At 53.6% G+C, this 26,901-nt stretch carries 26 protein-coding genes; 15 read left to right on the forward strand and 11 right to left on the reverse strand.

The features are described 5' to 3' along the window. Positions 1–44: 44 nt before the first annotated feature. The 5 genes from purM to BLO43_RS07080 all read left to right on the forward strand — a co-directional run bounded on the left by purM (position 45) and on the right by BLO43_RS07080 (position 5,679). A complete protein-coding gene (gene purM, locus BLO43_RS07060; RefSeq protein ID WP_090906464.1) occupies positions 45–1,103 on the forward strand; it encodes a phosphoribosylformylglycinamidine cyclo-ligase in 1,059 nt (352 codons plus the stop codon). Positions 1,104–1,147: 44 nt separating this feature from the next. Then, the gene (purN, locus tag BLO43_RS07065) at positions 1,148–1,786 is read left to right on the forward strand and encodes a phosphoribosylglycinamide formyltransferase (RefSeq protein ID WP_074630809.1); all 639 of its coding nucleotides are present in this window, start codon (positions 1,148–1,150) and stop codon (positions 1,784–1,786) included. Beyond that, complete coding sequence (locus BLO43_RS07070; RefSeq protein ID WP_090906465.1) at positions 1,783–2,538, forward strand: DUF3108 domain-containing protein; 756 nt, start codon at positions 1,783–1,785, stop codon at positions 2,536–2,538. Before purN ends, BLO43_RS07070 begins: the two co-directional genes overlap by 4 nt. Before the next feature lie 224 nt (positions 2,539–2,762). Continuing rightward, the gene (locus tag BLO43_RS07075; protein WP_090906466.1) at positions 2,763–4,043 is read left to right on the forward strand and encodes an RsmB/NOP family class I SAM-dependent RNA methyltransferase; all 1,281 of its coding nucleotides are present in this window, start codon (positions 2,763–2,765) and stop codon (positions 4,041–4,043) included. A gap of 340 nt (positions 4,044–4,383) precedes the next feature. Next, positions 4,384–5,679: a mechanosensitive ion channel family protein gene (locus BLO43_RS07080; protein WP_090906467.1), complete on the forward strand. Its 1,296-nt coding sequence runs from the start codon at positions 4,384–4,386 to the stop codon at positions 5,677–5,679. 215 nt (positions 5,680–5,894) lie between these two features. Here BLO43_RS07080 and gloA read toward each other — a convergent pair whose 3' ends face one another. Further along, positions 5,895–6,284, reverse strand: a complete 390-nt coding sequence (gloA, locus tag BLO43_RS07090) for a lactoylglutathione lyase (RefSeq protein WP_090906469.1) — start codon at positions 6,282–6,284, stop codon at positions 5,895–5,897. Further along, complete coding sequence (locus tag BLO43_RS07095) at positions 6,285–6,473, reverse strand: rubredoxin (RefSeq protein WP_074630801.1); 189 nt, start codon at positions 6,471–6,473, stop codon at positions 6,285–6,287. Positions 6,474–6,518: 45 nt separating this feature from the next. Here BLO43_RS07095 and thiD point away from each other — a divergent pair, with 45 nt between their 5' ends. The 3 genes from thiD to hemL all read left to right on the forward strand — a co-directional run bounded on the left by thiD (position 6,519) and on the right by hemL (position 9,416). Continuing rightward, positions 6,519–7,361: a bifunctional hydroxymethylpyrimidine kinase/phosphomethylpyrimidine kinase gene (gene thiD, locus BLO43_RS07100; protein ID WP_090906470.1), complete on the forward strand. Its 843-nt coding sequence runs from the start codon at positions 6,519–6,521 to the stop codon at positions 7,359–7,361. Further along, positions 7,358–8,026, forward strand: coding sequence for a thiamine phosphate synthase (gene thiE, locus BLO43_RS07105; RefSeq protein WP_090906471.1), 669 nt, complete (start codon positions 7,358–7,360; stop codon positions 8,024–8,026). Before thiD ends, thiE begins: the two co-directional genes overlap by 4 nt. A gap of 106 nt (positions 8,027–8,132) precedes the next feature. Further along, entirely contained in the window at positions 8,133–9,416 is a 1,284-nt protein-coding gene (gene hemL / locus BLO43_RS07110) for a glutamate-1-semialdehyde 2,1-aminomutase (RefSeq protein WP_090906472.1), read from the forward strand. 74 nt (positions 9,417–9,490) lie between these two features. Here hemL and BLO43_RS07115 read toward each other — a convergent pair whose 3' ends face one another. Beyond that, a complete protein-coding gene (locus tag BLO43_RS07115) occupies positions 9,491–10,144 on the reverse strand; it encodes a c-type cytochrome (RefSeq protein WP_074634108.1) in 654 nt (217 codons plus the stop codon). Between the two features lie 111 nt (positions 10,145–10,255). Here BLO43_RS07115 and BLO43_RS07120 point away from each other — a divergent pair, with 111 nt between their 5' ends. The 3 genes from BLO43_RS07120 (at position 10,256) to BLO43_RS07130 (ending at position 14,607) form a co-directional block, all read left to right on the forward strand. Further along, positions 10,256–10,888, forward strand: coding sequence for a hypothetical protein (locus tag BLO43_RS07120; RefSeq protein ID WP_090906473.1), 633 nt, complete (start codon positions 10,256–10,258; stop codon positions 10,886–10,888). A gap of 267 nt (positions 10,889–11,155) precedes the next feature. After that, positions 11,156–11,956, forward strand: a complete 801-nt coding sequence (gene map, locus BLO43_RS07125) for a type I methionyl aminopeptidase (protein WP_074630796.1) — start codon at positions 11,156–11,158, stop codon at positions 11,954–11,956. A 5-nt stretch (positions 11,957–11,961) separates the two neighbouring features. Further along, positions 11,962–14,607 (forward strand): [protein-PII] uridylyltransferase, encoded by a 2,646-nt coding sequence (locus BLO43_RS07130; protein ID WP_090906474.1) that lies wholly within the window; start codon positions 11,962–11,964, stop codon positions 14,605–14,607. Between the two features lie 44 nt (positions 14,608–14,651). On the opposite strand, the gene BLO43_RS07135 is transcribed toward BLO43_RS07130, so the two are convergent. Together BLO43_RS07135 and metE are read right to left on the reverse strand one after the other, a co-directional pair. Next, positions 14,652–15,395, reverse strand: coding sequence for a 4-aminobenzoate synthase (locus BLO43_RS07135; RefSeq protein WP_090906475.1), 744 nt, complete (start codon positions 15,393–15,395; stop codon positions 14,652–14,654). Continuing rightward, on the reverse strand, positions 15,392–17,698 hold the full coding sequence (metE, locus tag BLO43_RS07140) for a 5-methyltetrahydropteroyltriglutamate--homocysteine S-methyltransferase (RefSeq protein WP_090906476.1): 2,307 nt from the start codon (positions 17,696–17,698) through the stop codon (positions 15,392–15,394). Before metE ends, BLO43_RS07135 begins: the two co-directional genes overlap by 4 nt. Before the next feature lie 165 nt (positions 17,699–17,863). Between metE and BLO43_RS07145 the strand changes: the two genes are divergently transcribed. Then, entirely contained in the window at positions 17,864–18,778 is a 915-nt protein-coding gene (locus BLO43_RS07145; protein ID WP_090906536.1) for a LysR family transcriptional regulator, read from the forward strand. A 123-nt stretch (positions 18,779–18,901) separates the two neighbouring features. Here the strand turns inward: BLO43_RS07145 and BLO43_RS07150 are convergent, their stop codons facing one another. Then, positions 18,902–19,645: a 4-aminobenzoate synthase gene (locus tag BLO43_RS07150; protein WP_090906477.1), complete on the reverse strand. Its 744-nt coding sequence runs from the start codon at positions 19,643–19,645 to the stop codon at positions 18,902–18,904. 408 nt (positions 19,646–20,053) lie between these two features. On the opposite strand from BLO43_RS07150, the gene BLO43_RS07155 reads away from it, so the two are divergent. Beyond that, positions 20,054–20,476, forward strand: coding sequence for a YqaA family protein (locus BLO43_RS07155; RefSeq protein WP_074630791.1), 423 nt, complete (start codon positions 20,054–20,056; stop codon positions 20,474–20,476). Positions 20,477–20,593: 117 nt separating this feature from the next. Here BLO43_RS07155 and grxD read toward each other — a convergent pair whose 3' ends face one another. From grxD to hemA, 4 genes are all read right to left on the reverse strand, one after another. Beyond that, complete coding sequence (gene grxD / locus BLO43_RS07160; protein WP_074630790.1) at positions 20,594–20,902, reverse strand: Grx4 family monothiol glutaredoxin; 309 nt, start codon at positions 20,900–20,902, stop codon at positions 20,594–20,596. Between the two features lie 97 nt (positions 20,903–20,999). Next, complete coding sequence (gene prmC / locus BLO43_RS07165) at positions 21,000–21,860, reverse strand: peptide chain release factor N(5)-glutamine methyltransferase (RefSeq protein WP_090906478.1); 861 nt, start codon at positions 21,858–21,860, stop codon at positions 21,000–21,002. Positions 21,861–21,914: 54 nt separating this feature from the next. Next, positions 21,915–22,991: a peptide chain release factor 1 gene (prfA, locus tag BLO43_RS07170; protein ID WP_090906479.1), complete on the reverse strand. Its 1,077-nt coding sequence runs from the start codon at positions 22,989–22,991 to the stop codon at positions 21,915–21,917. After that, positions 22,988–24,241, reverse strand: coding sequence for a glutamyl-tRNA reductase (hemA, locus tag BLO43_RS07175; RefSeq protein WP_090906480.1), 1,254 nt, complete (start codon positions 24,239–24,241; stop codon positions 22,988–22,990). The genes prfA and hemA overlap by 4 nt, the downstream gene beginning before the upstream one ends. A gap of 489 nt (positions 24,242–24,730) precedes the next feature. On the opposite strand from hemA, the gene epsA reads away from it, so the two are divergent. Continuing rightward, the gene (gene epsA / locus BLO43_RS07180) at positions 24,731–25,534 is read left to right on the forward strand and encodes an XrtB/PEP-CTERM-associated transcriptional regulator EpsA (RefSeq protein ID WP_090906481.1); all 804 of its coding nucleotides are present in this window, start codon (positions 24,731–24,733) and stop codon (positions 25,532–25,534) included. 59 nt (positions 25,535–25,593) lie between these two features. Here epsA and BLO43_RS16745 read toward each other — a convergent pair whose 3' ends face one another. After that, positions 25,594–25,767 (reverse strand): hypothetical protein, encoded by a 174-nt coding sequence (locus BLO43_RS16745; protein WP_175443886.1) that lies wholly within the window; start codon positions 25,765–25,767, stop codon positions 25,594–25,596. A 61-nt stretch (positions 25,768–25,828) separates the two neighbouring features. Here BLO43_RS16745 and BLO43_RS07185 point away from each other — a divergent pair, with 61 nt between their 5' ends. Beyond that, complete coding sequence (locus BLO43_RS07185) at positions 25,829–26,896, forward strand: acyltransferase family protein (RefSeq protein ID WP_254773372.1); 1,068 nt, start codon at positions 25,829–25,831, stop codon at positions 26,894–26,896. Positions 26,897–26,901: the final 5 nt, after the last annotated feature.

The following is a 26,901-nucleotide window of genomic DNA, read 5'->3' on the forward strand; positions in this document are numbered from 1 at the left end:
TCCTGAAAAGCGGCACTCTATCTGCAACTGAGCGAGAACTCAACTTGACTTCATCTAATCCCGAAAATCCCGACGCTATCCAGCTTTCCTACCGCGATGCGGGCGTGGATATTGATGCGGGTGACCGCCTGGTAGAAAACATCAAGCCCTATGCCAAACGTACCATGCGTCCGGAGGTGCTCGCGGGCATAGGCGGCTTTGGGGCGTTGTTCGAAATCTCCAGGAATTACCGCAATCCGGTGCTGGTATCGGGTACCGATGGCGTGGGCACCAAATTGAAGCTCGCATTCCAGTTGAACCGGCACGACCATATCGGAATAGACCTGGTGGCAATGAGCGTCAATGATATTCTGGTACAGGGGGCGGAACCATTGTTCTTCCTGGACTACTTCGCCTGCGGCAGATTGGACGTGGATACCGCCACCCAGGTAGTCAAGGGTATCGCGGCGGGTTGCGAACAAGCGGGTTGCGCCTTGATTGGCGGTGAGACCGCCGAAATGCCGGGCATGTACCCGGAGGGTGAATACGACCTTGCGGGTTTCGCGGTAGGCGTGGTGGAGAAAGATCATATCATCACCGGTTTAACTATCCGGGCGGGTGATGCAGTGCTTGGACTGGCTTCCAGCGGTGCGCATTCCAATGGTTACTCACTGATCCGCAAGATTATCGAAAAAAATAACACAGACTTGTCGACCGATTTCGGGGGTAAAGCGTTAATGGATGTAATCATGGCGCCGACCCGTATTTACGTAAAAGCGGTGCTCGAACTGATGAAGCATCTGCCGGTTAAAGGGCTGGCTCACATTACGGGTGGCGGATTGGTGGAAAATATTCCACGCATCCTGCCAGAAAGTGTCGTTGCGGTACTGCAAAAAGGCCACTGGGAAATCCCGCTGCTTTTCCGCTGGCTGCAGGAGCAAGGCAACGTGACCGAAAGTGAAATGCACCGTGTGTTTAATTGCGGCATTGGCATGGTGCTGATCGTGGCGCCGGAACTTGCCGATAGCGCGGTGAAGATATTGCAGTCTGGGGGCGAAACCGTTTGGCGTATCGGCATCATCCGGCAACGGGATGCGAATGAATCGCAGACGATCATTGAGTAATCGAGACAAAGATTGTCTTTGGTCATCCTGTTGATGCTGACATAATGAAGTCCCTTGTTATTCTCATTTCCGGTCGCGGCAGCAACATGGAAGCGCTGATCGACGCAAAACTCCCGGTCAGGATAGCCGCTGTCATCAGTAACAGGCCGGATGCGGCGGGGCTGGAAATTGCCAGGATGCATGGATTTGAAACAAAAGTACTGGATCAACGGTCTTATCCAGTTCGCGAGGCATTCGATACCGCCTTGGCGGAAACAATCGACGCTTACGAACCGGACCTGATCGCACTCGCCGGTTTCATGCGCATTCTGGGAGATGGCTTTGTTAACCGTTATTGTGGAAAGCTGATGAACGTTCACCCTTCACTGCTGCCCGCCTTTCCCGGCCTCGACACTCACGCCCGGGCCCTGAAGGAAGGCGTGAAGATACATGGCTGCACCGTGCACTTTGTAACCTCGCAGGTGGACCACGGCCCGATCATCATTCAGGCGGCGGTCCAGACATTGCCCGGCGACACCAAAGAAACGCTCGCTGCACGGGTATTGCAACAGGAACACCGCATTTACCCCGAAGCGATACGCTGGTTTATGGAAGGCCGACTGAAAGTCGCCGATAATCGTGTGGAAGTGAGCGATGCCGTGGCTGATGGTTCAATTTTATTCTCACCGGAATTACACCAATGAAACTTCTATCTGTTGCCCTGTCATGCGGACTATACTTTTCCGCTTTTTTCACCTCGTCCGCTCTGGCCGCCGATATTCCCGCTCGTGTCGACATTAGCTACTCGATAACATCCGGCGGCCTGGAAGGAGAAGTGAATGATACATTGCAAATCAAACGTGAAAAAGGCATGCGCAGCTATGCCATCAGCAGCGAAGCCCGCGCCAAGGGGATGCTGGCGTTAACACAACCGGAACCTATCATGCTTGGTAGTGCGGGCAGTATCACGGCGGAGGGATCACTGCGCCCCAGCCGCTTTTCCGATCAGCACGGCAAGAAAATACCCAAAGTAGCTATTTTTGACTGGAACAAGAAATTGCTGACCCTTCAGCATAAACGCGGGGAAGAGCAGAAGGCCCTGCCTGCCAACATCCAGGATAGGCTGAGCCTGCACTATAGCTTCATGTTCTCGCCTGCTCCCGGCAAAGTTATCGATCTGTACGTAACCGACGGCAAGCGGCTCGAATCGGTTCGCTACACCGTTGGTAAGGAAACACTGGATACCCCGATGGGCAAGCTCGAAACCATCGTGCTCACAAAACAGACTGAAACGGATGGCGAGCGCGACAGGAAAATCTGGCTTGCCGTTGACCACCATATGCTCCCGGTACGTATCGTGGCCACCGAGAAAATGGGCATTGTGACGGATCAGATGGTTACGAAAATAAGCTATGGAGAGCCCGCGAATAGCTTAAAACAGGGACGCCTTCAATAATCCCGAATTCGGCGGCGGACCATTTTTGTGCGGTATGGCGGTATGATCGACAACCATCTCGTGCGCCACTTGACTCTCCTCCTGGTGAATTCGCGACAGGCCGAATTTCGAATAATTTAAAGCCTGAGAATTTGTCATCCTTCCACAATTTGGGATGTATGTTGTACCCCACTGTGCGGATGTGCCACGTCTCCCTCACTCCTACTTTCGCGGTATCGACATAGATGCGTATTACTCCTGCTCACCTGGACATGGTCACCGCCGCGCTGCGTGCCGTGCTGCCGCTGGATCACCCTGCCGATTCAATACTGCGGCATTTTTTTCGCGAGAATCCGGCGTTTGGGGCGAATGACCGGGCATTTATCGCGGAAAGCGTATTCGGCATTTTGCGCCACCGTTTTTTTCTTGAAAGCGTATCCGGCACTTCCACGCCCCGTTCCTTGTTGCTTGCCTATCTGGCCAGGTTTCAGGGTATGAATTTGCGCGAGCTGCTGCCGCTCGTCAGCGAGGTTGAAGCAAAATGGCTTACCGGGATCAAGGCAGTGACTCCGGAATCGCAGTCGCCTGCCATACAGGCCGAATTCCCTGAATGGCTGATGGAGAAGCTGCGTGGCTTCATGCCAGATAACGAGATTCTCGATCTGGGACGTTCGCTGCAACGCCCCGCTTCACTTGATTTGCGCGTCAATACGCTGCTTGCGAACCGCGACGAAGTCCTTGCGTTGCTGAACAAGGACGGAATTGAAGGCAATGCCACGCCGTACTCGCTTATCGGTATCCGCCTGACCGGCAAGCCGGCTATCAACCGCCATGAACTGTTCCTTACCGGCAAGGTGGAGGTACAGGACGAAGGCAGCCAACTGCTGGGCTATTTGCTCGCACCAAAGCGTGGCGACATGGTGGTGGATTTCTGCGCGGGGGCGGGGGGGAAAACGCTGATGCTGGGTGCGCTGATGCGCTCACAGGGACGCATCTATGCTTTCGATATTTCCGAAAAACGGCTGAACAACCTGAAGCCGCGCCTCAAGCGTTCCGGGTTATCCAATCTTTATCCGCAGCGTATTGCCAACGAAAACGACATCAAGGTAAAACGTCTGACGGGAAAGATTGACCGGGTACTGGTGGATGCACCGTGCAGCGGGCTGGGAACATTACGCCGCAATCCGGATCTGAAGTGGCGGCAGTCACCGCAGAGTATCGAAGAACTCAAGCGCAAGCAAGTGGCGATTCTATCCTCCGCGGCGAACCTGCTCAAGCCGGGTGGCAGGCTGATCTATGCTACTTGCAGCTTCCTGCCGGAGGAGAACCAGGAAATTGTCGAGCGCTTTCTCGCTGGCCATCCCCGGCTCATACTGCTGAACTGCGCCGAACTTTTGGCGCAACAGAAAATTCCGCTCGATACCGGCGTATATTTGCGGTTATCGCCCGGTTTACACGGTACGGATGGTTTTTTTGCCGCCGCGATGGCACTGGTAAAGCAGGAAGATGACATTCCCAATCCGTAGCGCTTCCCTGGTTGGCTGTCTGATTGTCCTCCCTGCAACGTCCGCGGCTGCCTTCGGCCATCCTGCAATTTTGGCAGCCGGTCTCCTGTAGTTATTCCCGTCGCCGGCACGGCGCAAGCTGCCTTTACGCCAGGAGACGCTGCCGGCCCAAGCCGCGCTGCAAAAATTTGGAGAATGATGAGTGGGTGACAAGAAGAAACCCGGCGCTCACCGATCTTTATCTGAAAAATCGACACCGCCACTACGAACACTCGCAACCCAGCGTACGGCACGGCAAACCGGTCCTTGCTGTTGCTCGTGCTAGAATTTATTACAGCGCACGCTTGGTTCCAATCTACTCATGCAACCTGATAACGAAATCGAAATCCAGAGTCTGCTACGCAGCCTGATCACCGATGTGCAGGAGATCAGCGTCCTGTGGCAGCTTGCCGTGATACTTGCAAGCCTGGGACTGGCATGGCTGCTGCAAAAACAATTCAGACAACGCATTTCACCGGAAGCAAGCGCCAGCCGCACGCTGAATATCAGCATGGGCAGCTTGAGCCGGCTTTCATTCCCACTGCTGGCGCTTGTCCTGGTTATTGTTGGAAGAGAGGCGCTCAGGCACTGGCATTCGACCCATCTCCTCAATATCGTTATTCCGTTATTGTTTGCGCTCGCGCTGATTCGCGCGGCTGTGTATATACTGCGCCGGGTTTTTTCCAGCCAGGAGTGGTTGCGTCCCTGGGAGCGGTTCATTGGCTGGGCAGTGTGGATCGGGCTGGTACTCCACATAACCGGTCTGTTGCCGGAAATTTTGACCCTCCTTGATGAAATCTCCTTCCATATTGGCAAGCAACGTCTCTCAGTACTGCTGATCGTGCAGGGAATTCTTGCATTTACAATCAGTATGCTGTTGGCGCTTTGGCTGGCCAGTTCGCTTGAAGTGCGTATCATGCAAGCCGGTGCGCTAAATATCAATCAGCGGGTAATCCTGTCAAAAGTTACCCGCACTCTGCTGATTCTCCTGGGTGTGCTGGTCGCATTGCCCATGGTGGGGGTCGACATTACCGTCCTGTCCGTATTCGGTGGCGCGCTTGGCGTTGGGCTGGGATTGGGTCTGCAGAAAATTGCCAGCAACTACATAAGCGGCTTTATCATTCTGCTGGATCGCTCCCTGCATATCGGCGACGTCGTGACAGTGGATAACCGTAAAGGTGAAGTCACTTTACTTACCACGCGGTACGTGGTGCTCAAAGTCGACGACGGTACCGAAGCCCTTATCCCCAATGATACCTTCATCACTTCAACGGTTATCAGCCAGACCTATTCGGACCACCGGATACGCCTGATTCTTCCGATTCAGATCGGCTACGCAAGCCCTGTTGAAGCCGCCATGAAAATCATGCTGGATGCCGCGAAAAAACAGCAACAAATATTGACCGATCCCGAACCCATGGTGATCCTCAAGGAATTTGCCGACAGTGGAATCAATCTTGAATTGATTATCTGGGTTGAGGATCCAGAGGGTGGAGCACTCCGCTTACGTTCCAGCCTGAACCTTGAAATCTGGACAGAATTTCAAAAATACGGTATCGAGATCCCCTTCCCGCAACGGGAAGTGCGGCTCGTGCGGCCAGCCAAATTAGAAAATTAATGGCGGGAATTTAACAGCAGAATCCCAGAATCCATTAGGCCGCGAGATGATGGCGGGGCAGATTGCGAGACAGTTTTGGCGTTTGGGAAAAGTCCATAGTCTGGTCTATAGACGCTGCGCTGGTGGCAAAAACGGCAGCGAAAATCGCCGAAAACTGACCGCCCTCACTCAGGTAGGCTCGGAGAGCCGCCTGATGGATTATCTGGATTTAATGCTCATACTGTCTTTTTTTGTATGAACTCGATCTTGTAACCGTCCGGGTCCTCGACAAATGCAATCACGGTGGCACCATGTTTCATGGGTCCTGCTTCCCGTGTAACGTTGCCGCCACGCTTTTTTACTTCTTCACAGGTCTTGTAGGCGTCATCCACTTCTATGGCAATATGTCCATAGCCGGTGCCCAGGTCGTATTTTTTTACATCCCAGTTATGGGTTAATTCAAGTACCGCGCCATCCGCCTCATCCTGATAACCGACAAACGCAAGCGTAAATTTTCCCTCGGGGTAATCCCGCCGGCGCAATACTTTCATTCCCAGCACACCCGTGTAGAAAGCAATGGATTCTTCCAGATCGCCGACTCGCAGCATGGTATGCAAAATACGCATTTAAATTTCCACCATTTCAAAATCTTCCTTGCGCGCGGCACATTCGGGACAAGTCCAGTTCATTGGTACGTCTTCCCATCGTGTCCCGGGGGGAATACCTTCTTGCGGCGATCCTTCGGCTTCGTCGTATATGAAGCCGCAAATGAGGCACATGTAACAACGGTAAGCGCGAGTTTCGGTAGTGGGCATGATGACAGGGATTTGGGTTAAAATGCCATTTTACGGTATTAGTCCATGTCTCAGCCACCCCCTATAGTACTTTCTTTCGCCGCCAGCGACTCCAGCGGCGGCGCCGGTATCCAGGCCGACATCCTCACTCTTGCCAGCATGGGTTGTCATCCGCTGTCGGTGATTACCGCTATTACCGTGCAGGACACGGCCGGGGTGGATGATGTCATGGCGCTGGACCCGGAATGGGTGGCGGATCAGGCGCGCGCGGTTCTTGAAGACATGCCGGTACATGTCTTCAAGATCGGAATGCTGGGCAGCGTGGAGATTATCACGGCCATTGCTGAAGTGATTTCAGATTATCCTGATATCCCGCTGGTGCTGGACCCGGTGCTTACCTCGGGCCGCGGCGACGAACTCGCCAGCGAAGATATGCTGATCGCGATGCGCGAATTATTGCTTCCCCAGGCGACCATCATCACTCCCAATAGCCTGGAAGCGCGGCGGCTCGCCCAGGATGATGAAGACGATGATGACGACATACAGAACCTGAGTCAATGCGCAGGCCGTCTTTTACAGATGGGTTGCGAATACGTGCTTATCACGGGAACCCATGAAAATACGCTACAGGTGGTCAACCATCTGTATGGAAACGATGGCGTTATCCGATCGGATTCCTGGCAACGCCTGCCGGGTTCCTACCATGGTTCCGGCTGCACGCTCGCTTCGGCCATTGCCGCCGCGCTTGCGAATGGCTTACCCATTGCCGAGGGGGTATATGAAGCACAGGAATATACCTGGCAGTCGCTTAAAGCCGGTTTTCGTCCGGGAATGGGACAGTTTCTGCCCGACCGGCTATTCTGGGCCCGCGATGAGATAGATGCCGTGGGCGAGGATAAAGTGAAATGACCCGGCCAGAACTCGGAGGGCTATACGCCATCACACCGGAGATGACCGACACCTCAGGCCTGGTTACGATGACGCAACAGGCGCTGACAGGTGGAGCACGTCTGGTTCAATACCGTAACAAGACAGCGGGTACCGCGCTGCGACTGGAGCAGGCATATTCACTTGCACATCTTTGCCGAAAATTCGGCGTACCCTTTATCGTCAATGATTATCTCGATCTTGCCGTTGAGGTCGGTGCGGATGGTGTACATGTGGGACGGGACGACGCGTCCGTAGCCGAAGCCCGACGCAGGCTCGGGAAGGGGAAAATTATTGGAGTTTCTTGCTACAACCGGTTGGAGCTTGCCGTCGAAGCCGAGCGGGACGGTGCGGATTATGTCGCATTCGGCGCTTTTTTTGATTCTCCCACCAAACCGGGTGCGGCGGCGGCACCCATGGATTTGCTGGATCATGCAAGGCGGAAACTGCATGTTGCTGTGGTAGCTATCGGGGGCATTACTTCGGATAATGCCGGAGAACTGATAAGCCGGGGCGCCAATGCAGTAGCGGCGAGCAGTGCTCTGTTTGCGACTGGGTATATTCGATCCGCAGCCGAGAATTTTTCCCGGTTATTTCAATCTAATCCCACGGCTGATTGCTTATTTCCAGATCATTCTTCAGTGTAACGCGTGGCCCACAATACCTTGCATCGCTTGATACTCTTTTTTATGAGTTCGCCATAGCTGCGGACTCACTCTCCGTATTCCATTCCCAATAAACATAGGTTATCAAATGACTTCACGTAATCAGCAATTGTTTGAGCTTTCCCAGAAATATATTCCAGGCGGGGTTAATTCGCCTGTACGTGCCTTCAAGTCGGTGGGCGGCACGCCGGTATTCTTCCGTCGGGGGCAGGGCGCCTACGTATGGGATGCGGACGATAAACCTTATATAGATTACGTCGGTTCCTGGGGACCGCTGATTCTTGGCCATGCCCATCCCGAAGTAATTAAAGCGGTCCAGGCAGCGGCGCAAGACGGTTTGACTTTTGGCGCACCCACCGAGGCTGAACTCGAAATAGCGGAGTTGCTGTGCACACTGGTTCCATCGATCGAGCAGGTGAGACTGGTAAGCTCGGGAACCGAAGCGACGATGAGCGCCATTCGCCTGGCACGCGGGTATACCGGGAGGAACCGCATTATCAAATTCGAAGGATGTTATCACGGCCATGATGACGCCCTGCTGGTGAAAGCAGGGTCCGGGGCGCTTACTTTCGGTCATCCCAGTTCCGCCGGGGTTCCCGCCGGAACCACATCCAGCACCGTAGTGCTGGATTACAACGACCTCGCCGGCGTGGAGCAGGCGTTCAGCCAATTTGGCGACGAAATCGCCGCTGTCATCGTCGAACCCGTGGCGGGCAACATGAATCTGGTCGCGCCGAAATCCGGCTTCTTGCCTGCCCTGCGCGAGTTATGCACGCAACATGGCAGCGTACTTATCTTTGATGAAGTGATGACCGGCTTTCGTGTTGGACTGGAATGCGCCCAGGGGCTCTACGGCATCAAACCCGATCTTACCACGCTCGGCAAAGTGATCGGCGGCGGCATGCCGATGGCTGCTTTTGGCGGTAGACGTGACATTATGCAGTGTCTGGCCCCATTAGGGCCCGTGTATCAGGCCGGTACGCTTTCCGGCAACCCTGTCGCAGTGGCCGCGGGGCTTGCCACGTTGAAGCTGGTGCAAATGCCGGGATTCTACGAAAAGCTTGCTGCCAGGACTCAACAACTTATTGAGGGTCTGGCTGCAGCCGCAAAAAAACACGGTATTCCCTTTTGCGCACAGGCGGTGGGGGGCATGTTCGGCCTTTATTTCCGGGAAGGCTTGCCGGCAAGCTATATTGAAGTGATGGAATGCGACAAGAAATCTTTTAACCGTTTTTTCCATGCCATGCTGCAAGAGGGGATTTACTTTGCGCCGTCAGCATTCGAGGCGGGCTTCGTTTCGACAGCACATGGTGATGTCGAAATCGATAAAACGCTGGATGCGGCTGACCGGGTATTCGGTGCGCTGAAATAAAGAAATAAGAAACGGCCGGATCAATCTGGATCAGGCCGTTTTATTTTGATTGGCGTCATTTCAAATTCGAGGGCTTAGCGCAAACCGGAAATAAACTCTGATACCACCTGAATTTCCCGTTCGCTCATGCGAGAAGCAATCATGTGCATCACGTTATTGGGATCTTTGGTGCGCTGATCGGTCCGGAACGCTCGTAGTTGCGCCGCAACATATTCCGAATGCTGGCCCGCAAGGCGCGGGTAGTTAGGTGGAATGCCAACACCATTGGGAGAGTGGCAGCCGGCACAGGCGGGCAGGCCGGATTCCAGATTTCCACCACGATAGATCTTCTCACCCTGTTGCGCCAGTGCTTTGTCCTTGGCGCCACCAGACCTGGAAGTTTGCTGAGCATAATAGGCACCGAGATTCTTCATATCCTCCGCGGAGAGCGGCGCCACCATGGCACCCATAATCGGGCTTTCGCGCTCTGCGGGTTTGCCATCTTGCGGCTTGAAATTCTCCAGTTGCTTGGTGATATACTCGGCATGCTGGCCAGCCAGGCTGGGATTTGTGGGTATGACACTGTTACCGTCGGGGTTGTGACAAGTTGCACAAATTTGTGTGGCAATTTGCTGGCCTTTAGCTGCGTCACCCTTGCTCTTATGGACCTCGGGAGCAGTTTCAGCGGAGACTTGATTGGATAGCGCCAGTGCGGCAAATAACAACACCACATTCGAAACTGATTTCATGCCATGCATTTCATGACGCTCCGAGAAAAATAAATATAACCATGCTATCAACATTGTATTTTAACAAGGTGAAAGCCGGTTAACAACCATAAAACCATAAACCGCCAACAAATGAAAACATTATTTTTTCTGCTGTTGCTTGTCAACGTTGTTTTCGCATTCTATATTCAGATGCCGAGACCGTTATCCGGTAGCCACGTACAGCCATTGCCGGAACTTCAGCCGGAAGGAATCAAGCCGTTAGCCACGTCTGTCAACTGCCTGGAATGGGCCTCCTTTTTTGAGGCGGATCTGGAGCGGGTCGAGGCTGCGATAGCCAGGCAAGAGCTGGGGGATAAGATAAGCCGGCAACCAATGGGCAAGACTCCGGTCTTTTGGATACATATCCCTCCCCTCAGAAGTAAATATCATGCCATAAAGAAGATGGGGGAGCTTGGAAGGTTGAAGTTAACCAATTTTTCTCACGTTCAAGACGATAGCAAATGGAATAACGCTATTTCCATGGGGTTTTTCCATAACATAGATGAAGCCCAGAATATGATGGTATCGCTCAGGAGCAAAGGCGTAAGATCGGCGGTTATCGGAGCACGCAACCTGGAGCAGATAAAATTCGTAGTGCAAGCACCATCGGACGATATTGTCAGGAGGATGACGGACCTGGAGCGCGAATTCCCCGGCAGCGAGCTGAAGAGGACCGAATGCAATGCATCGGAGCAGGAGCTGATGGGTACCAATGATAAATAACAAGTGCAATCCTTGCGCAAACATGCCAGGTCCTTTTCATTATCACGCGTAACCCAGGGAATCTCGGGGCGGCCGTGGAGCGTGTCGCTGGCAAACCCGGATGATTTGTTGAGGGGTTCCCAAAGAAGGGTCCGGAATGAATCCCGGGCTGATTTTCTCCCCCCGCCCCTTACTGCAGTTCTCTGCCAATTGCACACACGATACCACTCTTGCAATGCATTCACTCAACCGCCATCATACGTTCTTATTCACTCATCGGAAGCGACCATGACCGTACCTCTCAAATCCCCGCAAGAAATAGAGAAAATGCGTATAGCGGGCAGGCTGGCGTCGGAGGTACTTGATTATATAACCCCCTTTGTCAAACCGGGGGTCACGACCAATGAGCTCGATACCTTGTGCCATGATTATATGGTCAATGTGCAGCATACCGTTCCCGCTCCACTCAATTACGCACCGCCGGGATATTCACCTTATCCAAAATCCATCTGTACCTCGGTCAATCATCAGGTGTGTCACGGTGTGCCGGGGGAGAAAACACTGAAATCCGGAGATATCGTCAACATTGATGTTACCGTCATCAAGGATGGGTATCACGGCGATACCAGCCGCATGTATTATGCTGGCGAACCAGGAATCCAGGCCAGACGCTTGTGCGAAATTACGTATGAATCCATGTGGCGTGGTATCGAGGAAGTTAAGGCAGGAAAACAATTGGGGGATATTGGCCATGCTATCCAGCATTTCGCCGAAGGTCATGGATGCAGTGTGGTGAGGGAATTCTGTGGCCATGGGATCGGCACAAAATTTCATGAAGACCCTCAGGTACTCCACTATGGCCGTGCCGGTACCGGGCTGCAGCTCAAAACGGGGATGATTTTTACCATCGAGCCCATGATCAACGCGGGGAAAGCGCCCATACGCCAAATGGCCGACGGTTGGACCATCGTCACCAAGGACCACAGCCTGTCGGCACAATGGGAACACACCGTGCTGGTCACCGAAACCGGATACGAGGTGCTGACCCTGTCCGCCGGTGCGCCACAGAAGCCTGCTTTTCGTTCCTGAACGTCATGAAGCCCCCCGGTGCCAGCTCACCGCGGAATCCTTCCGATATCGAAGTAGGCAAGAAAGCGCTTCTTCAAGGCCGCGAAGCACTACGTCAGCACTATTACATGAGCAAGAACGGCACAGCCCTTCTGCGCGGCCATTGCCGCCTGGTGGACGACGTTTTATGTCAAGTCTGGCGTGACATGGCGATGCCGGCTTCCATAGCGCTGCTGGCGGTAGGCGGTTATGGACGCCGGCAGCTTTTTCCCTATTCCGATATCGACCTGCTGGTGCTGCTTCCCGCAGGGAAAAATAAGTCTGGGACGGTGGACGATGCTATCGAATCCCGGCTGGAACACTGGGTAAGATTATTATGGGATATCGGCCTGGAGGTTGGACACAGTGTCCGCACGCTCGCTGAATGCGCGGAAGAGGCGGACAAGGACATCACCGTGCAAACCAGTCTGCTGGAAGCCCGTCTACTTGCCGGGCGCCGTCCGCTGTTCAGTCAATTTTCGCGAGCCATGCAGGCAATGCTTGAGCCGCGCGCTTTTTTTATCGCCAAGCAGCTTGAGCAACATCAGCGTCATGGCAGATATCACGATGCCACGCACAACCTTGAACCCAATATAAAGGAAAGCCCTGGCGGGCTTCGGGATTTACAGAACATTCTATGGGTCAGCCGTGCCGCGAAGCTGGGAAAATCCTGGCCGGATCTTGCCAAAGGGGGGGTTATTACGCAACGGGAAGCCCGCCTTGCCCAGCGTCATCAAACTATCCTGCAAAACCTGCGCATCCGGCTGCACTACCTCGCGGGAAGGCGCGAGGACCGTTTACTGTTCGATTATCAGACTTCTCTCGCTGAAGAGCTCGACATAGTCGGCAAGCCACCGCGTCGTGCAAGTGAAATACTGATGCAACGCTACTATCGTGCCGCCAAGGCGGTGACGCAGATCAATACGATCCTGTTACCTACACTACGCACGGAGATTTTTCCTGTTACGGATACCGTGCCGGTCATCATCAATGAACGTTTTCAGAAGTGCGGCGAATTGCTGGAAGCTTGCGACGAAGATATTTTCCGGCGGGAGCCGGGCACGATCCTGGAAAGTACCCTGCTACTGCAGCAGCATCCTGAGTTAAAGGAGCGCAGCGCGGCGACGCTGAGGGCGATGTGGCGGGCCACACCTCTCATCAATGCAGCCTTCCGGCGCGATCCGCGCAATCGCGCCCTGTTCATGAGAATCCTGCGGCAACCACACGGACTGACAGATGAGCTGCGCCTTATGAACCGCTATGGCATCCTTGGGCGCTATATCCCGGCGTTTGGACGCATTGTCGGCCAGATGCAGCATGACCTGTTTCACGTTTATACGGTGGACGAGCATATCCTGATGGTGGTGAGAAACCTGCGTCGTTTCATGGCGCCGGAATTCACTCACGAATATCCGCTATGCAGCCGGCTCATCGGCGAATTCGAACGCCCGGAGGTACTCTATCTTGCGGGACTGTTCCATGACATTGCCAAGGGGCGCAATGGAGATCACTCGGTGCTTGGAAAAACCGACGCCAGGCAGTTCTGCGAACGACACGGGATGCGAGCGGAAGATACAGAGCTGGTTACGTGGCTGGTGGAAAATCATCTGGTAATGTCGATGACGGCCCAGAAAAAAGACATCTCAGATGCGAGCGTGATTGAGGATTTCGCCACGCGTGTCGGCGACGAACGTCATCTCATCGCGCTTTATCTGCTCACCGTTGCGGATATTCGAGGTACCAGTCCAAAAGTATGGAATGCCTGGAAGGGCAAGCTGCTGGAAGATTTGTTCTGGATAACGCGGCGGCATTTTTACGGCGAGTCCATCCATGCGGATGGAACGCTAAAAAACCGCAAAAACAAGGCGCTGGAATTGCTGCAACATGCCGGCATTCCCACCAGTGCGCATGAGCGGCTATGGTCGGCACTCGATCCCACTTATTTGTTGCTGCATGATCCACAGGAAATCGCCTGGCATACGCGCCACTTGAGCCACCGGATGAAATCGCCCACGCCGGTGGTCAAGGCACGTATCGCACCCGCCGGGACAGGCATTGAGGTATTGGTCTACGCACCTGACCAAAAGGATTTGTTCGCACGTATCTGCGGCTTTTTCGATGGTCTGGATTACAACATCGTCGAGGCCAGAATTCATACCACCCGCGACGGCTATGCGCTCGATAGCTTCCTGGTGCTGGATCCCTTCAATGTGGTGGAGCATCAGCGCGATGTCGTCGGTATTGTGGAGCATGAACTGGCACAGCAATTAAAGCAGCAGGTACCCTTAAAACCCCCGCTGCAAGGACGCCTGAGCCGCCATCTCAAACATTTTCCGATTACGCCGGAAGTCGATATCGAACCGGATGAAAAGGGTATGTACCATGTTCTGTCGATTGTAGCGGGAGATCAGCCGGGACTGCTGACGCGCATCGCGCAGGTGTTGGTGAGCTTCAGTGTCAATGTACACGGCGCCAGGATAAATACCCTGGGTGAACGCGCCGAAGACACATTCCTGATTACGGGAGAAATACTGAATGAGACGCGAACCGTGATCCGCCTTGAGACAATGCTGCTAGAGGCACTACGGACCTCGAGCGAAACATCCGGCGCCAACCCGGGAAATCGTCATTAATCAACACTGATCTATTAAATAAGCGTCAACTACCGGATTTAGATTTAATGCACCGTAACCGCGGCTTCTTCCTCGCTGGCAAGGTCCTGGCAGTAATTCTCGTAGATACCATCGAGAAATCCCCATAGCGCATCGCATGCCCGGGTGGTTGCCGCCAGCACTTCTGCCTGCTTCTCCGGCGTATCGGCAAAGCGCTCGATCAATGCCCATTCCGCTTGCGAATGGTGCACGTCGGCTTCCTGGTGGACCGTAAAGAATTCATAGCTGTCCGGATCATTCATTCCATAGAACTTTGTCAGACCGTCAATCTTTACAGCGGCAATTGCCGGTACCTGCGATTCAAACGCGTGCATCGCCGCTAGACCTGCATAAAACGGCTGGTTCAGGCAGATGTCCCGGTAGGTCGATACCAGCCTCGCCGTGCTTGGCAGGGCGGCGGCATTGGCCAGGCTCTTGTCGCTGGAACCCAGCGCCAGGGCGAAAGTCTTCCATAAGGCGGGATGGTTCTTTTCGCCATGCTCTTCGCTGATCAGATTCTTCAGTACTTCCTGGCGCACGCTGATGTCGCCGCTATGGGTTTCGGTATGAAGATGCGGCGTATTGAAATGCACCGCGCTCAGATAGGTCGGCTCGGCCAGCACGTTATGAAAATACTGTTCCGCGTAGTGGCGCAATTGCTCTTTGGAAAGCTTCCCTTCCGTCCACGCGACATAAAAAGGATGCTTCAGCAGATGCCGCGCATCAATGATGGAGGTGACTTGTGTTTTGAGTGACGAGGTTATTTTCATGCTGGCAAGGTTTCCGTTTGGGAAGTATTTATTTGGGCGCGTAGCTGCCGCGCGGCTTCGACCATGCGCTCCAGTGCTGTGACGACTTCCGGCCAACTGCGCGTCTTCAAGCCACAATCCGGGTTAACCCATAATTGTTTTGAATTGATCACCTGGCAGGCTTTCTCCAATAATTCCAGCATCTCGCCGGTCTCTGGAATTCTTGGCGAATGAATATCGTATACGCCGGGCCCGATTTCATTCGGGTACTTGAATTGACCGAACCCATCCAGCAACTCCATACGTGAGCGCGAGGTTTCGATGGTAATAACGTCGGCACCCATATCGGCGATAGCTGGCAGAATGTCGTTGAACTCCGAGTAGCACATATGAGTGTGTATCTGCGTATCATCCTTTACACCGGAACTGGATACGCGGAATGCTTCCACCGCCCACTTCAGGTATTCATTCCAATTGGCTTTTTTGAGCGGCAGCCCTTCGCGAAACGCCGGCTCGTCAATCTGAATGATACCGATTCCGGCACGCTCCAGATCGGCGACTTCATCACGGATGGCTAGAGCGAGTTGCAGCGCCGTGGTTGAGCGTGGTTGATCGTCACGCACGAACGACCACATCAGCATGGTAATGGGACCGGTTAACATACCCTTCACCGGCTTTGTGGTCAGACTCTGCGCATATTGAATCCAGTCCACCGTCATGGGTTCGGGACGAAAGATATCGCCGTACAGAATTGGCGGCTTGACACAGCGGGAGCCGTAGCTCTGCACCCATCCGTTCTCGGTAAAGGCATAGCCGCATAATTGCTCGCCGAAATACTCCACCATGTCGTTGCGCTCGGCTTCGCCATGAACGAATACATCCAATCCGATCTCTTCCTGTTTCCTGATTGCCAGCTGGATTTCCCTGCGCATCGCTTCCAGATACTGCAAATTGCCGAGCTCACCTTTTCTGAACGCGGCACGTGCCTGACGAATCTCCGGGGTTTGCGGAAATGAACCGATCGTTGTGGTGGGCAAGTCGGGAAGTTGAAAACGCTGCTGCTGCAGCACCTGACGCACTTCGAACGGACTCGTACGGTGACTGTCATTCTGCGTCAGGCGTTGCAGGCGTTCCTGCATTACCGGGTTATGGTTGCGGGGTGACTCACGGCGCTCTTGTCTTGCCCTGGTGGAGGCATCCAGTTGCTCGCGTATGGCGTTCTCTCCCTGGTTCAGACCCTGCCCGAGGATCGATAACTCTTTTAGCTTCTGTACCGAGAACGCCAGCCAGTTTTTTATCTCGCTATCCAATCGGGTTTCCAGCTCAAGATCCACCGGACAATGCAGCAGCGAACAACTGGGCGCAATCCATAACCGCTCACCCAGGGTCAACTGCGCGCGCGCCAGAATCGCCAACGCCTGTGCCAGATCGGCGCGCCATACATTGCGTCCATCAATGATGCCCAGCGACAGAACTTTTTCGGTTGGATAACCTTCGAGAAAAATATCAAGCTGATCCGGCGCACGGCATAAATCGATATGCAAACCATCCACCGGCAGGTTTTTCAAGCGAGCAGCATGGTTATCCACCGCTTCAAAATAAGTGGCCAATAACAACTTCGGCAGTTTTGTTCCGGTCGCGGCCAAGGCAGCGTATGCCTGATCCAGACCGCTCAACCAGTCATCCCCTAGATCAAGCGCCAGGAAAGGTTCGTCGATCTGCACCCATTCCACACCAAGGGAGGCGAGCCGGGCCAGAATTTCACGATAGACCGGCAGCAGATGCGCTAACAAGTCGAGCCGGTTGAAGCCGGGCTCTGTCTCTTTGCCGAGATATAAATAGGTCAGCGGCCCGATCAGCACCACCTTCGGTGAAATGCCCAGCGCCTTGGCTTCCGCCACTTCCCGGAAAAGTTGCGACGATGCAATACGGAATCTTGTGTGTGCATCGAATTCAGGGACGATGTAGTGATAGTTAGTGTCAAACCACTTGGTCATCTCCATCGCCGGCTGACTCGCCGTTCCACGCGCCATTGCGAAATACAGATCCAGTCCGATTTCGTCACTGCCCGCGTTGAATCGTGCGGGCGCCGCGCCCAGCAGCGCCGTCATGTTCAGCATTTGATCGTAAAGTGCGAAATCCCCAGCGGGAATCAGGTCAATACCCGCTTCACGCTGTGTGATCCAATGGTGTTTCCGTAATTCGGCCGCTCTGATTTGCAGCTGTTGTTCGTCGATATCGCCACGCCAGCACGCCTCGAGCGCCTGTTTCAGCTCGCGACGCGCGCCGATGCGCGGGAAACCGAGATTATGTGTCAAAGCCATGATTGCTCCTCATTCCTGCCGGTTATCGGGTTAGTTGCCAACTCAGTTGCCGGCTCAAGTGCCGGCTAGTTGCAGTAAGCGGCCATTGTGTGGCAGACTACGCTATGAATCAAATGAAATGTTCTAAAGAAATTATGAATGGTGTTCATAGTTATAGCCAAGATCATGCTTGAGTTACGCCACCTGCGCACGCTGGCGGCATTGCATGAAACCGGCAGCGTGTCGCGCGCCGCCAAGCGTGTACACCTGACCCAGTCTGCGTTGTCCCATCAGATCAAGGCACTGCAAAGTCACTATGGCCTGCCGGTCATACAGCGCCGGGGACAGTCCATCGAACTCACCGATGCCGGGAAACACCTGGTGGCGCTTGCCGGAAAGGTGTTGGATGAGATTCAGGAAACTGAACGGGATCTCGCTAAAATCTCGCAGCAGGCATCAGGAAGCTTGCGCATCGTACTGGAATGTCACACCTGCTTTGATTGGCTGATGCCGCTCATGGATGAATTCCGCCTGCACTGGCCGGACGTGGAACTGGATCTCGTTTCCGGATTCCATGCCGATCCTGTCAAACTGCTGGAGGAAGGAGGCGCAGATGTGGTCATTGGATCGGAACACAAGCGGCAACGGGGCATTGTCCATCACCCGTTATTCCGTTTTGAGATTCTCGCGGTATTGGCACCGGAGCACCCCCTGCGCTCAAAGCGGATACTGCATGCGGCGGACTTTGCCGATGTAACGCTTATTACCTATCCGGTGCCGGAAGATCGCATCGATCTTATACTCAACGTGCTGAAGCCCGCCGGTATCCAGCCACAGCGGCGCACGGCGGAACTGACCGTCGCCATCCTGCAACTGGTGGCCAGCCGCCGTGGTGTCGCCGCGCTACCCAGTTGGGGCATCAAAAACTATGTGGATCACGACTATGTGATTGCCCGCCGCATCGGGACCAATGGACTATGGAGCGACCTGTATGCATCAACACTCAAGGAAACTGCATCCCGCCCCTATCTGCGGGACTTCCTGACAACCGCAAGGAATACCTGTTTCGCCACACTGGACGGAATTATTCCGCTGGAATGAGGTTTTTCACTCCAAATAGTCAACACGGAAGAAACTGAAGGGAGTAAATCAGGGAAGGTAATGATTTAAATCCGGTGAGCAAACGAACCATCGTTTGCTCACCGTTAATGTGCCGATGAGTGCCTAGTGTAGCGTAACCGCGGCTTCTTCCTCGCTGGCAAGGTCCTGGCAGTAATTCTCGTAGATGCCATCGAGAAATCCCCATAGCGCATCGCATGCCCGGGTGGTTGCCGCCAGCACTTCTGCCTGCTTCTCCGGCGTATCGGCAAAGCGCTCGATCAATGCCCATTCCGCTTGCGAATGGTGCACGTCGGCTTCCTGGTGGACCGTAAAGAATTCATAGCTGTCCGGATCATTCATTCCATAGAACTTTGCCAGACCGTCAATTTTTACAGCGGCAATTGCCGGCACCTGCGATTCAAACGCGTGCATCGCCGCCAGACCTGCATAAAACGGCTGGTTCAGGCAGATGTCCCGGTAGGTCGATACCAGCCTCGCCGTGCCTGGCAGGGCGGCGGCATTGGCCAGGCTCTTGTCGCTGGAACCCAGCGCCAGGGCGAAAGTCTTCCATAAGGCGGGATGGTTCTTTTCGCCATGCTCTTCGCTGATCAGATTCTTCAGTACTTCCTGGCGCACGCTGATGTCGCCGCTATGGGTTTCGGTATGAAGATGCGGCGTATTGAAATGCACCGCGCTCAGATAGGTCGGCTCGGCCAGCACGTTATGAAAATACTGTTCCGCGTAGTGACGCAATTGCTCTTTGGAAAGCTTCCCTTCTGTCCACGCGACATAAAAAGGATGCTTCAGCAGATGCCGCGCATCAATGATGGAGTCTATTCTTTGCTTAAGAGATACGTTGGTTGTCATGGTTTTCCTCTTTAACAGAGATGGGTAATCGGACAGCATATCATCGCGAAATAATATCGTGAAGTCAAATTTTGGCGACTAAATTTCCATCGACATTAATTAGTGACCGTAGCCGTGCCCGTAAAACCATTCCTTACCGGCATCCACTTGCGGCGTATTAACGGCTACACTGCTGCTTTATCTGCTTTCGGATTATCCTGAATCCGATAGTGGGACCGGGTAAGTGTGTGCGGTTTTTGAGGACAGGGCAAGGCGCAGCAACGCAGAGTCCGGTGTCGCGAGAGTCGTGCAGTCCGCCCCGTAGCGAACTCACCTGGAGCGTGAGCGTCAAGTGGCACATAGAATCGTTATTAATCATAGAATTGAACTGATAAATGAGCGGTCAACTACCGGATTCAGGGTTACTTTATGGATGAGCAAGCCAGCCTGCTGGCGCTATTCACCAGCAGTTTTCTTGCGGCCACGTTGCTCCCCGGTGGCTCGGAAGCTGTCCTATTCGGCGTTCTGACCGCTTATCCCGAGCTTTACTGGTCTGCTTTGGGAGTCGCGTCGGTGGGCAATACCCTGGGTGGCATGAGTTCGTACGCTATCGGGCTCTTTTTACCCGATGAGAAGGCATTTTTTGAAAAATCCGGGGGTAATCTGCGCGGCCTGGCGTGGGTGCGTAACTACGGCAGTCCGATACTCTTGCTGGCGTGGGTGCCGATTATCGGCGATCTGTTGTGTGTCGCCGCGGGGTGGCTTCGGATCAACTGGATATTGGCAATGCTGTTCATGGCTGCCGGAAAGTTTGCGCGTTACTGGGCAATCGCGGCGGCTATCAGCCCGTAGTTCAATTGACTGTTGCCCAATAAAAAAGCCGGCTGCTGACTTATCGGCCGGCTTATCGGTTCTTGTCGACTTATATCGGTCTTCTATCGATTCTCGCGCAAGATCAATCCATCCTCGTCATTTCTGAAGTAACTTCTGTAGTTCACCGCTCTGGTACATTTCTGTCACGATGTCGGAACCGCCGACAAACTCACCGTTGATATAAAGCTGCGGAATAGTCGGCCAGCTGGAATACTCCTTGATGCCCTGCCGGATTTCCGGCTCGGTAAGCACATCCACCGAGAAAAGATTATCCACCCCGCATGCATTCAGAACTTTCACGGCATGGGCGGAGAAGCCGCACTGAGGGGCTTGCGGCGTACCCTTCATATAGAGCACCACGGGATGAGTGGTCACCTGCTGTTTGATGGTTTCTTGCGTATTCATATAGGGCTCCTCGTCAATTTAATCAATCTGAAATCTGATCATGGGAAATAAAACCGTCTTCAGAAATATGATGCATCTCGGTTAATGTATCCCAGAATTACATTCTAGCAGTTTCTTGCGAGAAACTTCCAAACCGTCCGCCACTGACCCGCGGTATGCCTGCCAGATCGGAACGGGAAAGCACGCTATGAAAACCCGCTTCACCCAGCAGATGCCTGCATGCTTCCGCCTGATCGTAGCCATGTTCGAACAGCAGCGTACCATCCGCAACCAGATAAAGGGGAGCGGACGTAATGATGAAGCGAATGCAGTCAAGACCGTCGTCACCCGCTCCTTCCGTGAGTGCCATGCGAGGCTCGAAACGCAAGTCGCCCTGAGTGAGATGAGGATCACCGTCGGCGACATACGGGGGGTTGGAAACAATGAGATCGAACCTTTCCCCGGACAGTCCATCGAACCAGTCGGTTTCGATGATGCGTACATTGCTTGCATTGAGCTGCCTGGCATTTATTTTGGCGATAGCCACGGCACCGGCTGAGGAATCTACCGCCATGATGTCAGCAAGTGGGCGATGTTTGGCGATGGTCAGTGCGATGGCGCCACTCCCGGTCCCCAGATCAAGAACTTTGCAAGGACGATCCAGAGGAAGCCGCTCCAACGCCAAATCCACCAGTAACTCGGTTTCAGGCCGGGGAATGAGTACCGCCGGTGTAACATTGAAATCCAGGCTGTAAAATTCACGTTTTCCCATGAGATAGGCGACCGGTTCGCCATGAACACGCCGTGCCGTCAATAAGTGAAAGGATTGCGCCTGTTCCGCGGTAAGCTCGTGTTCGGGATGGGCAGCAAGATGGGCATGGCTGGCGTTGAGCACACTTTGCAGCAACATGCGTGCGTCGGTATCGCCAATGTCTCGGCGCGCTTGATGGAGCGCTTGCAATATGGTGATTTGCTGCATCACGAGATTCAACCAGATAATCGCGCAAAAGTAAGGAGTTGATACAGAGGCTGTCTACTCGCCCATCGCCGCCAATTGCTCCGCCTGATGCTCGGACATGAGCGCTGAACACAGTTCAGTCAAGTCTCCATCCATGATCTGTTCGATCTTGTAAAGCGTGAGATTGACGCGGTGATCGGTTATTCGACCCTGCGGAAAGTTATAGGTACGAATGCGTCCCGCGCGGTCGCCGCTGCCGATCAACGATTTACGGGTAGCCGCCTGTTTGCTCTGCTGTTCCTGCGTTTGCTTATCGCGGATTCGTGCGGCCAGAACGCTCATCGCCTGCGCTTTGTTTTTGTGCTGCGAGCGTCCATCCTGGCACTCGACCACGATACCGGTCGGCAAGTGAGTGATGCGCACCGCGGAATCCGTCTTGTTGATATGTTGGCCGCCCGCGCCGGAGGCGCGGTAGGTATCAATTCTTAATTCCGCCGGATTCAGCACCACGTCCATGATTTCGTCCGCCTCGGGCATTACCGCGACGGTACAGGCGGAAGTGTGGATACGGCCCTGCGTCTCGGTAACAGGCACACGTTGCACACGATGACCGCCTGATTCGAACTTGAGTTTGGAATAGGCGCCGTTACCGATGATCTTGGCGATGATTTCCTTGTACCCGCCCGCTTCGGACGGGCTTTGAGAAATAATTTCCACTTGCCAGCGCTGACGCTCCGCGAAGCGCGCATACATGCGAAACAAATCGCCCGCGAATAACGCCGACTCGTCCCCGCCTGTTCCGGCACGGATTTCCAGGAAAATACTGCGCTCGTCATTGGGGTCTTTGGGCAGTAACTGTTTCTGCAGTTCCGCCCCGATCTGTGTGAGCCGCTCTTTGCCATCGCGCATTTCAGCGTCGGCAAAGTCGCGCATCTCGGCGTCGCCACACATTTCCTGCGCGGTTTGAATATCGCGCTCGCTTTGGAGGTAGGCCTCGTAAAGCTCCACCACCGGCGCGATCTCCGCACGCTCACGCGTGAGCTTACGATAATTATCGAGATTAGCGGTGATGGTTTCGCTACTCAGCAGACGATTCAACTCCTCCAGGCGCACGCTGAGCTGCGTGAGCTTGGCAGCGATACTTTTATTCATTCTGGACGGTGGAGGTGGTACAGGCGGTTGATCAGATCGACGAGATCGTCACGTTCTTCCGCCGCGGCATGATTGAGCGCGTAAGAGGGAATGTGCAGAAATTTGTTGGTCAGGCCGTTACTCAGGGATTCCATGATTTTTTGCGGATCTTCGCCCTTGGCCAGAAGCTTCCTGGCCCGCTCCAGCTCATGGCGCCGATATCGTTCGGCCTGGTCACGCAATGCGCGGATGGTGGGAACCAGCTCACGCGACTCCAGCCAGTGCATGAAATTGATCACATTCGAATCGATAATCGCCTCGGCCTGGGCTACCGCGCCCTGGCGTGAATCCAAACCTTCTTTGACAATGTCAGCCAGATCGTCCACGGAGTAGAGAAACACATCATCCAGTTCCGCCACTTCCGGCTCTACATCTCGCGGCACTGCCAAATCCACCATGAAAATGGGACGATGCTTGCGCGCTTTGATCGCGCGCTCCACCATGCCCTTACCCAGTATAGGCAGCGTACTCGCGGTACAGGTCACTACAATATCGTGCGATGCCAATTGCTCAGGCAGCTCATTCAGCGTAATCGCCTGCGCATTGAAACGATGCGCCAGAACCTGTGCGCGTTCACTCGTGCGGTTGGCTACGGTGATACGCTTCGGATGGCGTGCGGCGAAATGACTGGCGCATAACTCGATCATTTCCCCCGCTCCGATAAACAATACGCGCTGCTCACCGATGTCGCCAAAAATCCGCTCCGCCAGCCGCGTGGCGGCCGCGGCCATGGAAACGGAATTCGCGCCGATCTCGGTGGAGCTGCGAACTTCCTTGGCGACGAAGAAAGTACGCTGAAACAACTTGTGCAACAGCATTCCGAGCGTGCCGGCGTGCTCGGCGGACTTCACCGCACTCTTTAATTGGCCGAGTATCTGCGGTTCGCCCAGCACCATGGAATCCAGTCCGCTGGCCACCCGGAAGGCATGCTTAACCGCTTTTTCGCGAGGCAGTTTATAGAGATACGGTTCCAGTTCACGCGCCTGCAAGTGATGAAAATCCGCCAGCCAGTGCGTTGCCTCTTCCGGTTTCTCGGTACTGCAATAAACCTCGGTGCGATTGCAGGTTGAAACGATTGCGGCTTCTCTTACCGGACGGCGGCCCACAAAATCTTGCAGCGCGCGCTCCATCGCATCTTCCGGGAACGAAACCTGTTCGCGGACATCCAGCGGCGCGGTCTGATGATTAATGCCAAAGGCAAATAGCTGCATAGAAGACAATGTAAGCAACCGGGAAGAATCTGAAAATTTGTTGATTATAGTATTACAAGCGTTTGAATACCATTAATTAGAAGGATTTTTGCGTGGAAGAGTTTCCAGTTTACAGAAAAATATGAGGCGCTTGATGGGAATATCACGCCTGCTTCGGCTGCCTGCCGCTCATCTCTCGATGGAGATCCGCCTCATGATTCTTGATACGCTTTTTCACGGGGATCGTCATCGTTGTCGCAATTATTTACATATTCTCCAGCCTCTCTTTTTGGCTTCTGTTAAGCTCCTGTTTATAAGCAGGATTAATGATGGGAACGAAACTTGCTTCAGCAAGAAGCGTGTATGAAGCATGGGTGGTCAGCACTTCATACCATCGAGACATGATAGGCCAAGTCTTGCATACAATAAGTCATGATGCTGGCGATATCCTGCAGCGAGAGGGTTTCAAAAGTCCCGCGCCGGATGTTGTCTGAACATCAGGCGTAAAGCATGACCTACAGAATGGATCATCTCTCCACCTTATCCGCCGAACATCTCGACCGTTACCAGCGGATCATTACGGAAGCGATAGGCATACGTCGGCACAGCGAGTTGCTGGCATGGTTACAGGGGGAGTTGCAATACTATCTGCCGCATGAAATCTTGATTGCCGTGTGGGGTAATTTCACGGAAAATCTGATTTGTTATGACATTGTTTCAGCATTGCCCGGGGTCAGAACCGAGTACTCCGACCCGCGAACACTCACGCCGCTACTGCAAGGATTGTTTAATCGCTGGGTCGAACTGGGAAAATCGCCGTATACACTCGGCGCCGGTGACTCCGGTTTCCTGCTGGAAGAAGGCGATCTTCAGTGTTCCCTCGGCAAAGCATTGCAGGGCATGCGATCTTTACTGGTACATGGCCTGACGGACGAGCGGTCAAACCAGGACTGCCTTTATGTCATCTTCAGCCTGGAAAGAAAACTTCAAGATTCGCTTGGCGCAATGCAAATTCTGCTGCCTTATCTTGACACGGCGTTAAGCCAGGTTACGCCCCTTGTTCATCCCGAGTCTAATGCACCGGTATTAACAGCTCAGCCGAAAGATGGAGAATACTGGGGGTTGAGCAAACGTGAAACAGAGATCATGAATTGGGTAAAGATAGGCAAAACCAATCTGGAAATTGCCGCTATTTTAGGCATAAGCGTATTTACGGTTAAAAATCACCTGCAGCATATCTTCAAAGCACTTAATGTTGCGACTCGAATGCAAGCTGCTATAAAGATTACAGAGAGCCGCAAGCGGGATAGCTGAAGCCCGCTCAAAAATAGTTAAAGCCCATTAATCAGCCGATAGAATTTATATTCTATGGACTACAAAATTATATTAAAATAACCATATTCGATAAATGGACTAACGCTGTCGGGAGAAAACCAATCCCGGCCGAAAATCTGAGCCAATACCGTGCCGAAATCCTGTTTCTCTTTTCCCCGCCATGCATCGCCATGGGTCAATGAGAGACTTGGCATCTGTTCTGCGAATCTCATCCTGTCCCCCGCAAAATCTCTCTGAGTAAACCTACGCTACATGCGCGCTGATATTACGAGGATGCCCCTTGTGGATGCCCTCAAGGCCATCGCCTGCTTATTAATTGTGTTGCATCACCTGGCGGCCTATGGCCCCATGTCGGAGATCGCATATCCGCTGTTTCCTGGTCTGATCGACGGGCTTTACGAATATGGAAGAATGGCTGTACAAGTTTTTTTTGTCATTGCGGGCTTTTTGTTTGCCGGGAAACATGCGCCAGGCGGGACATTACTTGTGGCCCGCCCCGTTCAAGCCATCAAACAACGCTATTTCAGACTGGTCGTACCCTATCTCGCCGCCTTGATCCTGGCGATCGGATGCGCAGCTGTTGCAAGAAGCTGGATGATCCACGATTCCATCCCTGACGTGGCTGAACCCCTCCAGTTTCTGGCACATGCATTTTTGCTGCATGATTTACTCGATCAGGAGGCGCTATCGGCAGGTGTCTGGTACGTGGCGATCGATTTTCAGTTGTTCACCGTTACCGTGATTCTGCTCTGGCTATCAGGGAAAATCCAATCCGGATACCCGAACCTGAAAGCAGCCGGTCTAATTTTGATTACCGGCTTAACTTTAGCCTCACTGTTCGTATTTAACCGGGATACGTCCCTGGACGAAACCGCTTTCTATTTCTTTGGATCATTCGGTCTCGGGATTCTGATTTATTGGACTTCGAGCAGACAACAATCTCTCTGGCTCCTCCTGCTGCTGATTCTGATCGTGGTAGCGGCCTTGCTGGTGGACTTCCGTTCCCGGATAGCGGTTGCAGGGATTGTAATGCTGATGTTGGGCCTTGCCAGGCAATATCGCTCCGTACTAGAAAATTTTCCCTTACCGAATTTCCTAAGCACTCTTGGACGTATCTCCTACTCGATATTCCTGGTTCACTTCCCCCTGTGCCTGATCGTCAACGCAACATTCTTTCGCCTTTTCCCGGATCAACCCATCATGAATGCATTCGGGATGATTTTGGCTTTATGCATTAGCGTTCTGGGTGGCGCTCTATTTTTCAGGTGGGTGGAGAGCGGATGGAACAGGCCTGCTTATTTCTGGAGGAGGAGTAAAGAGAGGGGTGTTTCTGTGGGCTAGCCCGA

Source organism: Nitrosospira sp. Nsp13, from assembly GCF_900101945.1.
GTDB lineage: Bacteria > Pseudomonadota > Gammaproteobacteria > Burkholderiales > Nitrosomonadaceae > Nitrosospira > Nitrosospira multiformis_D.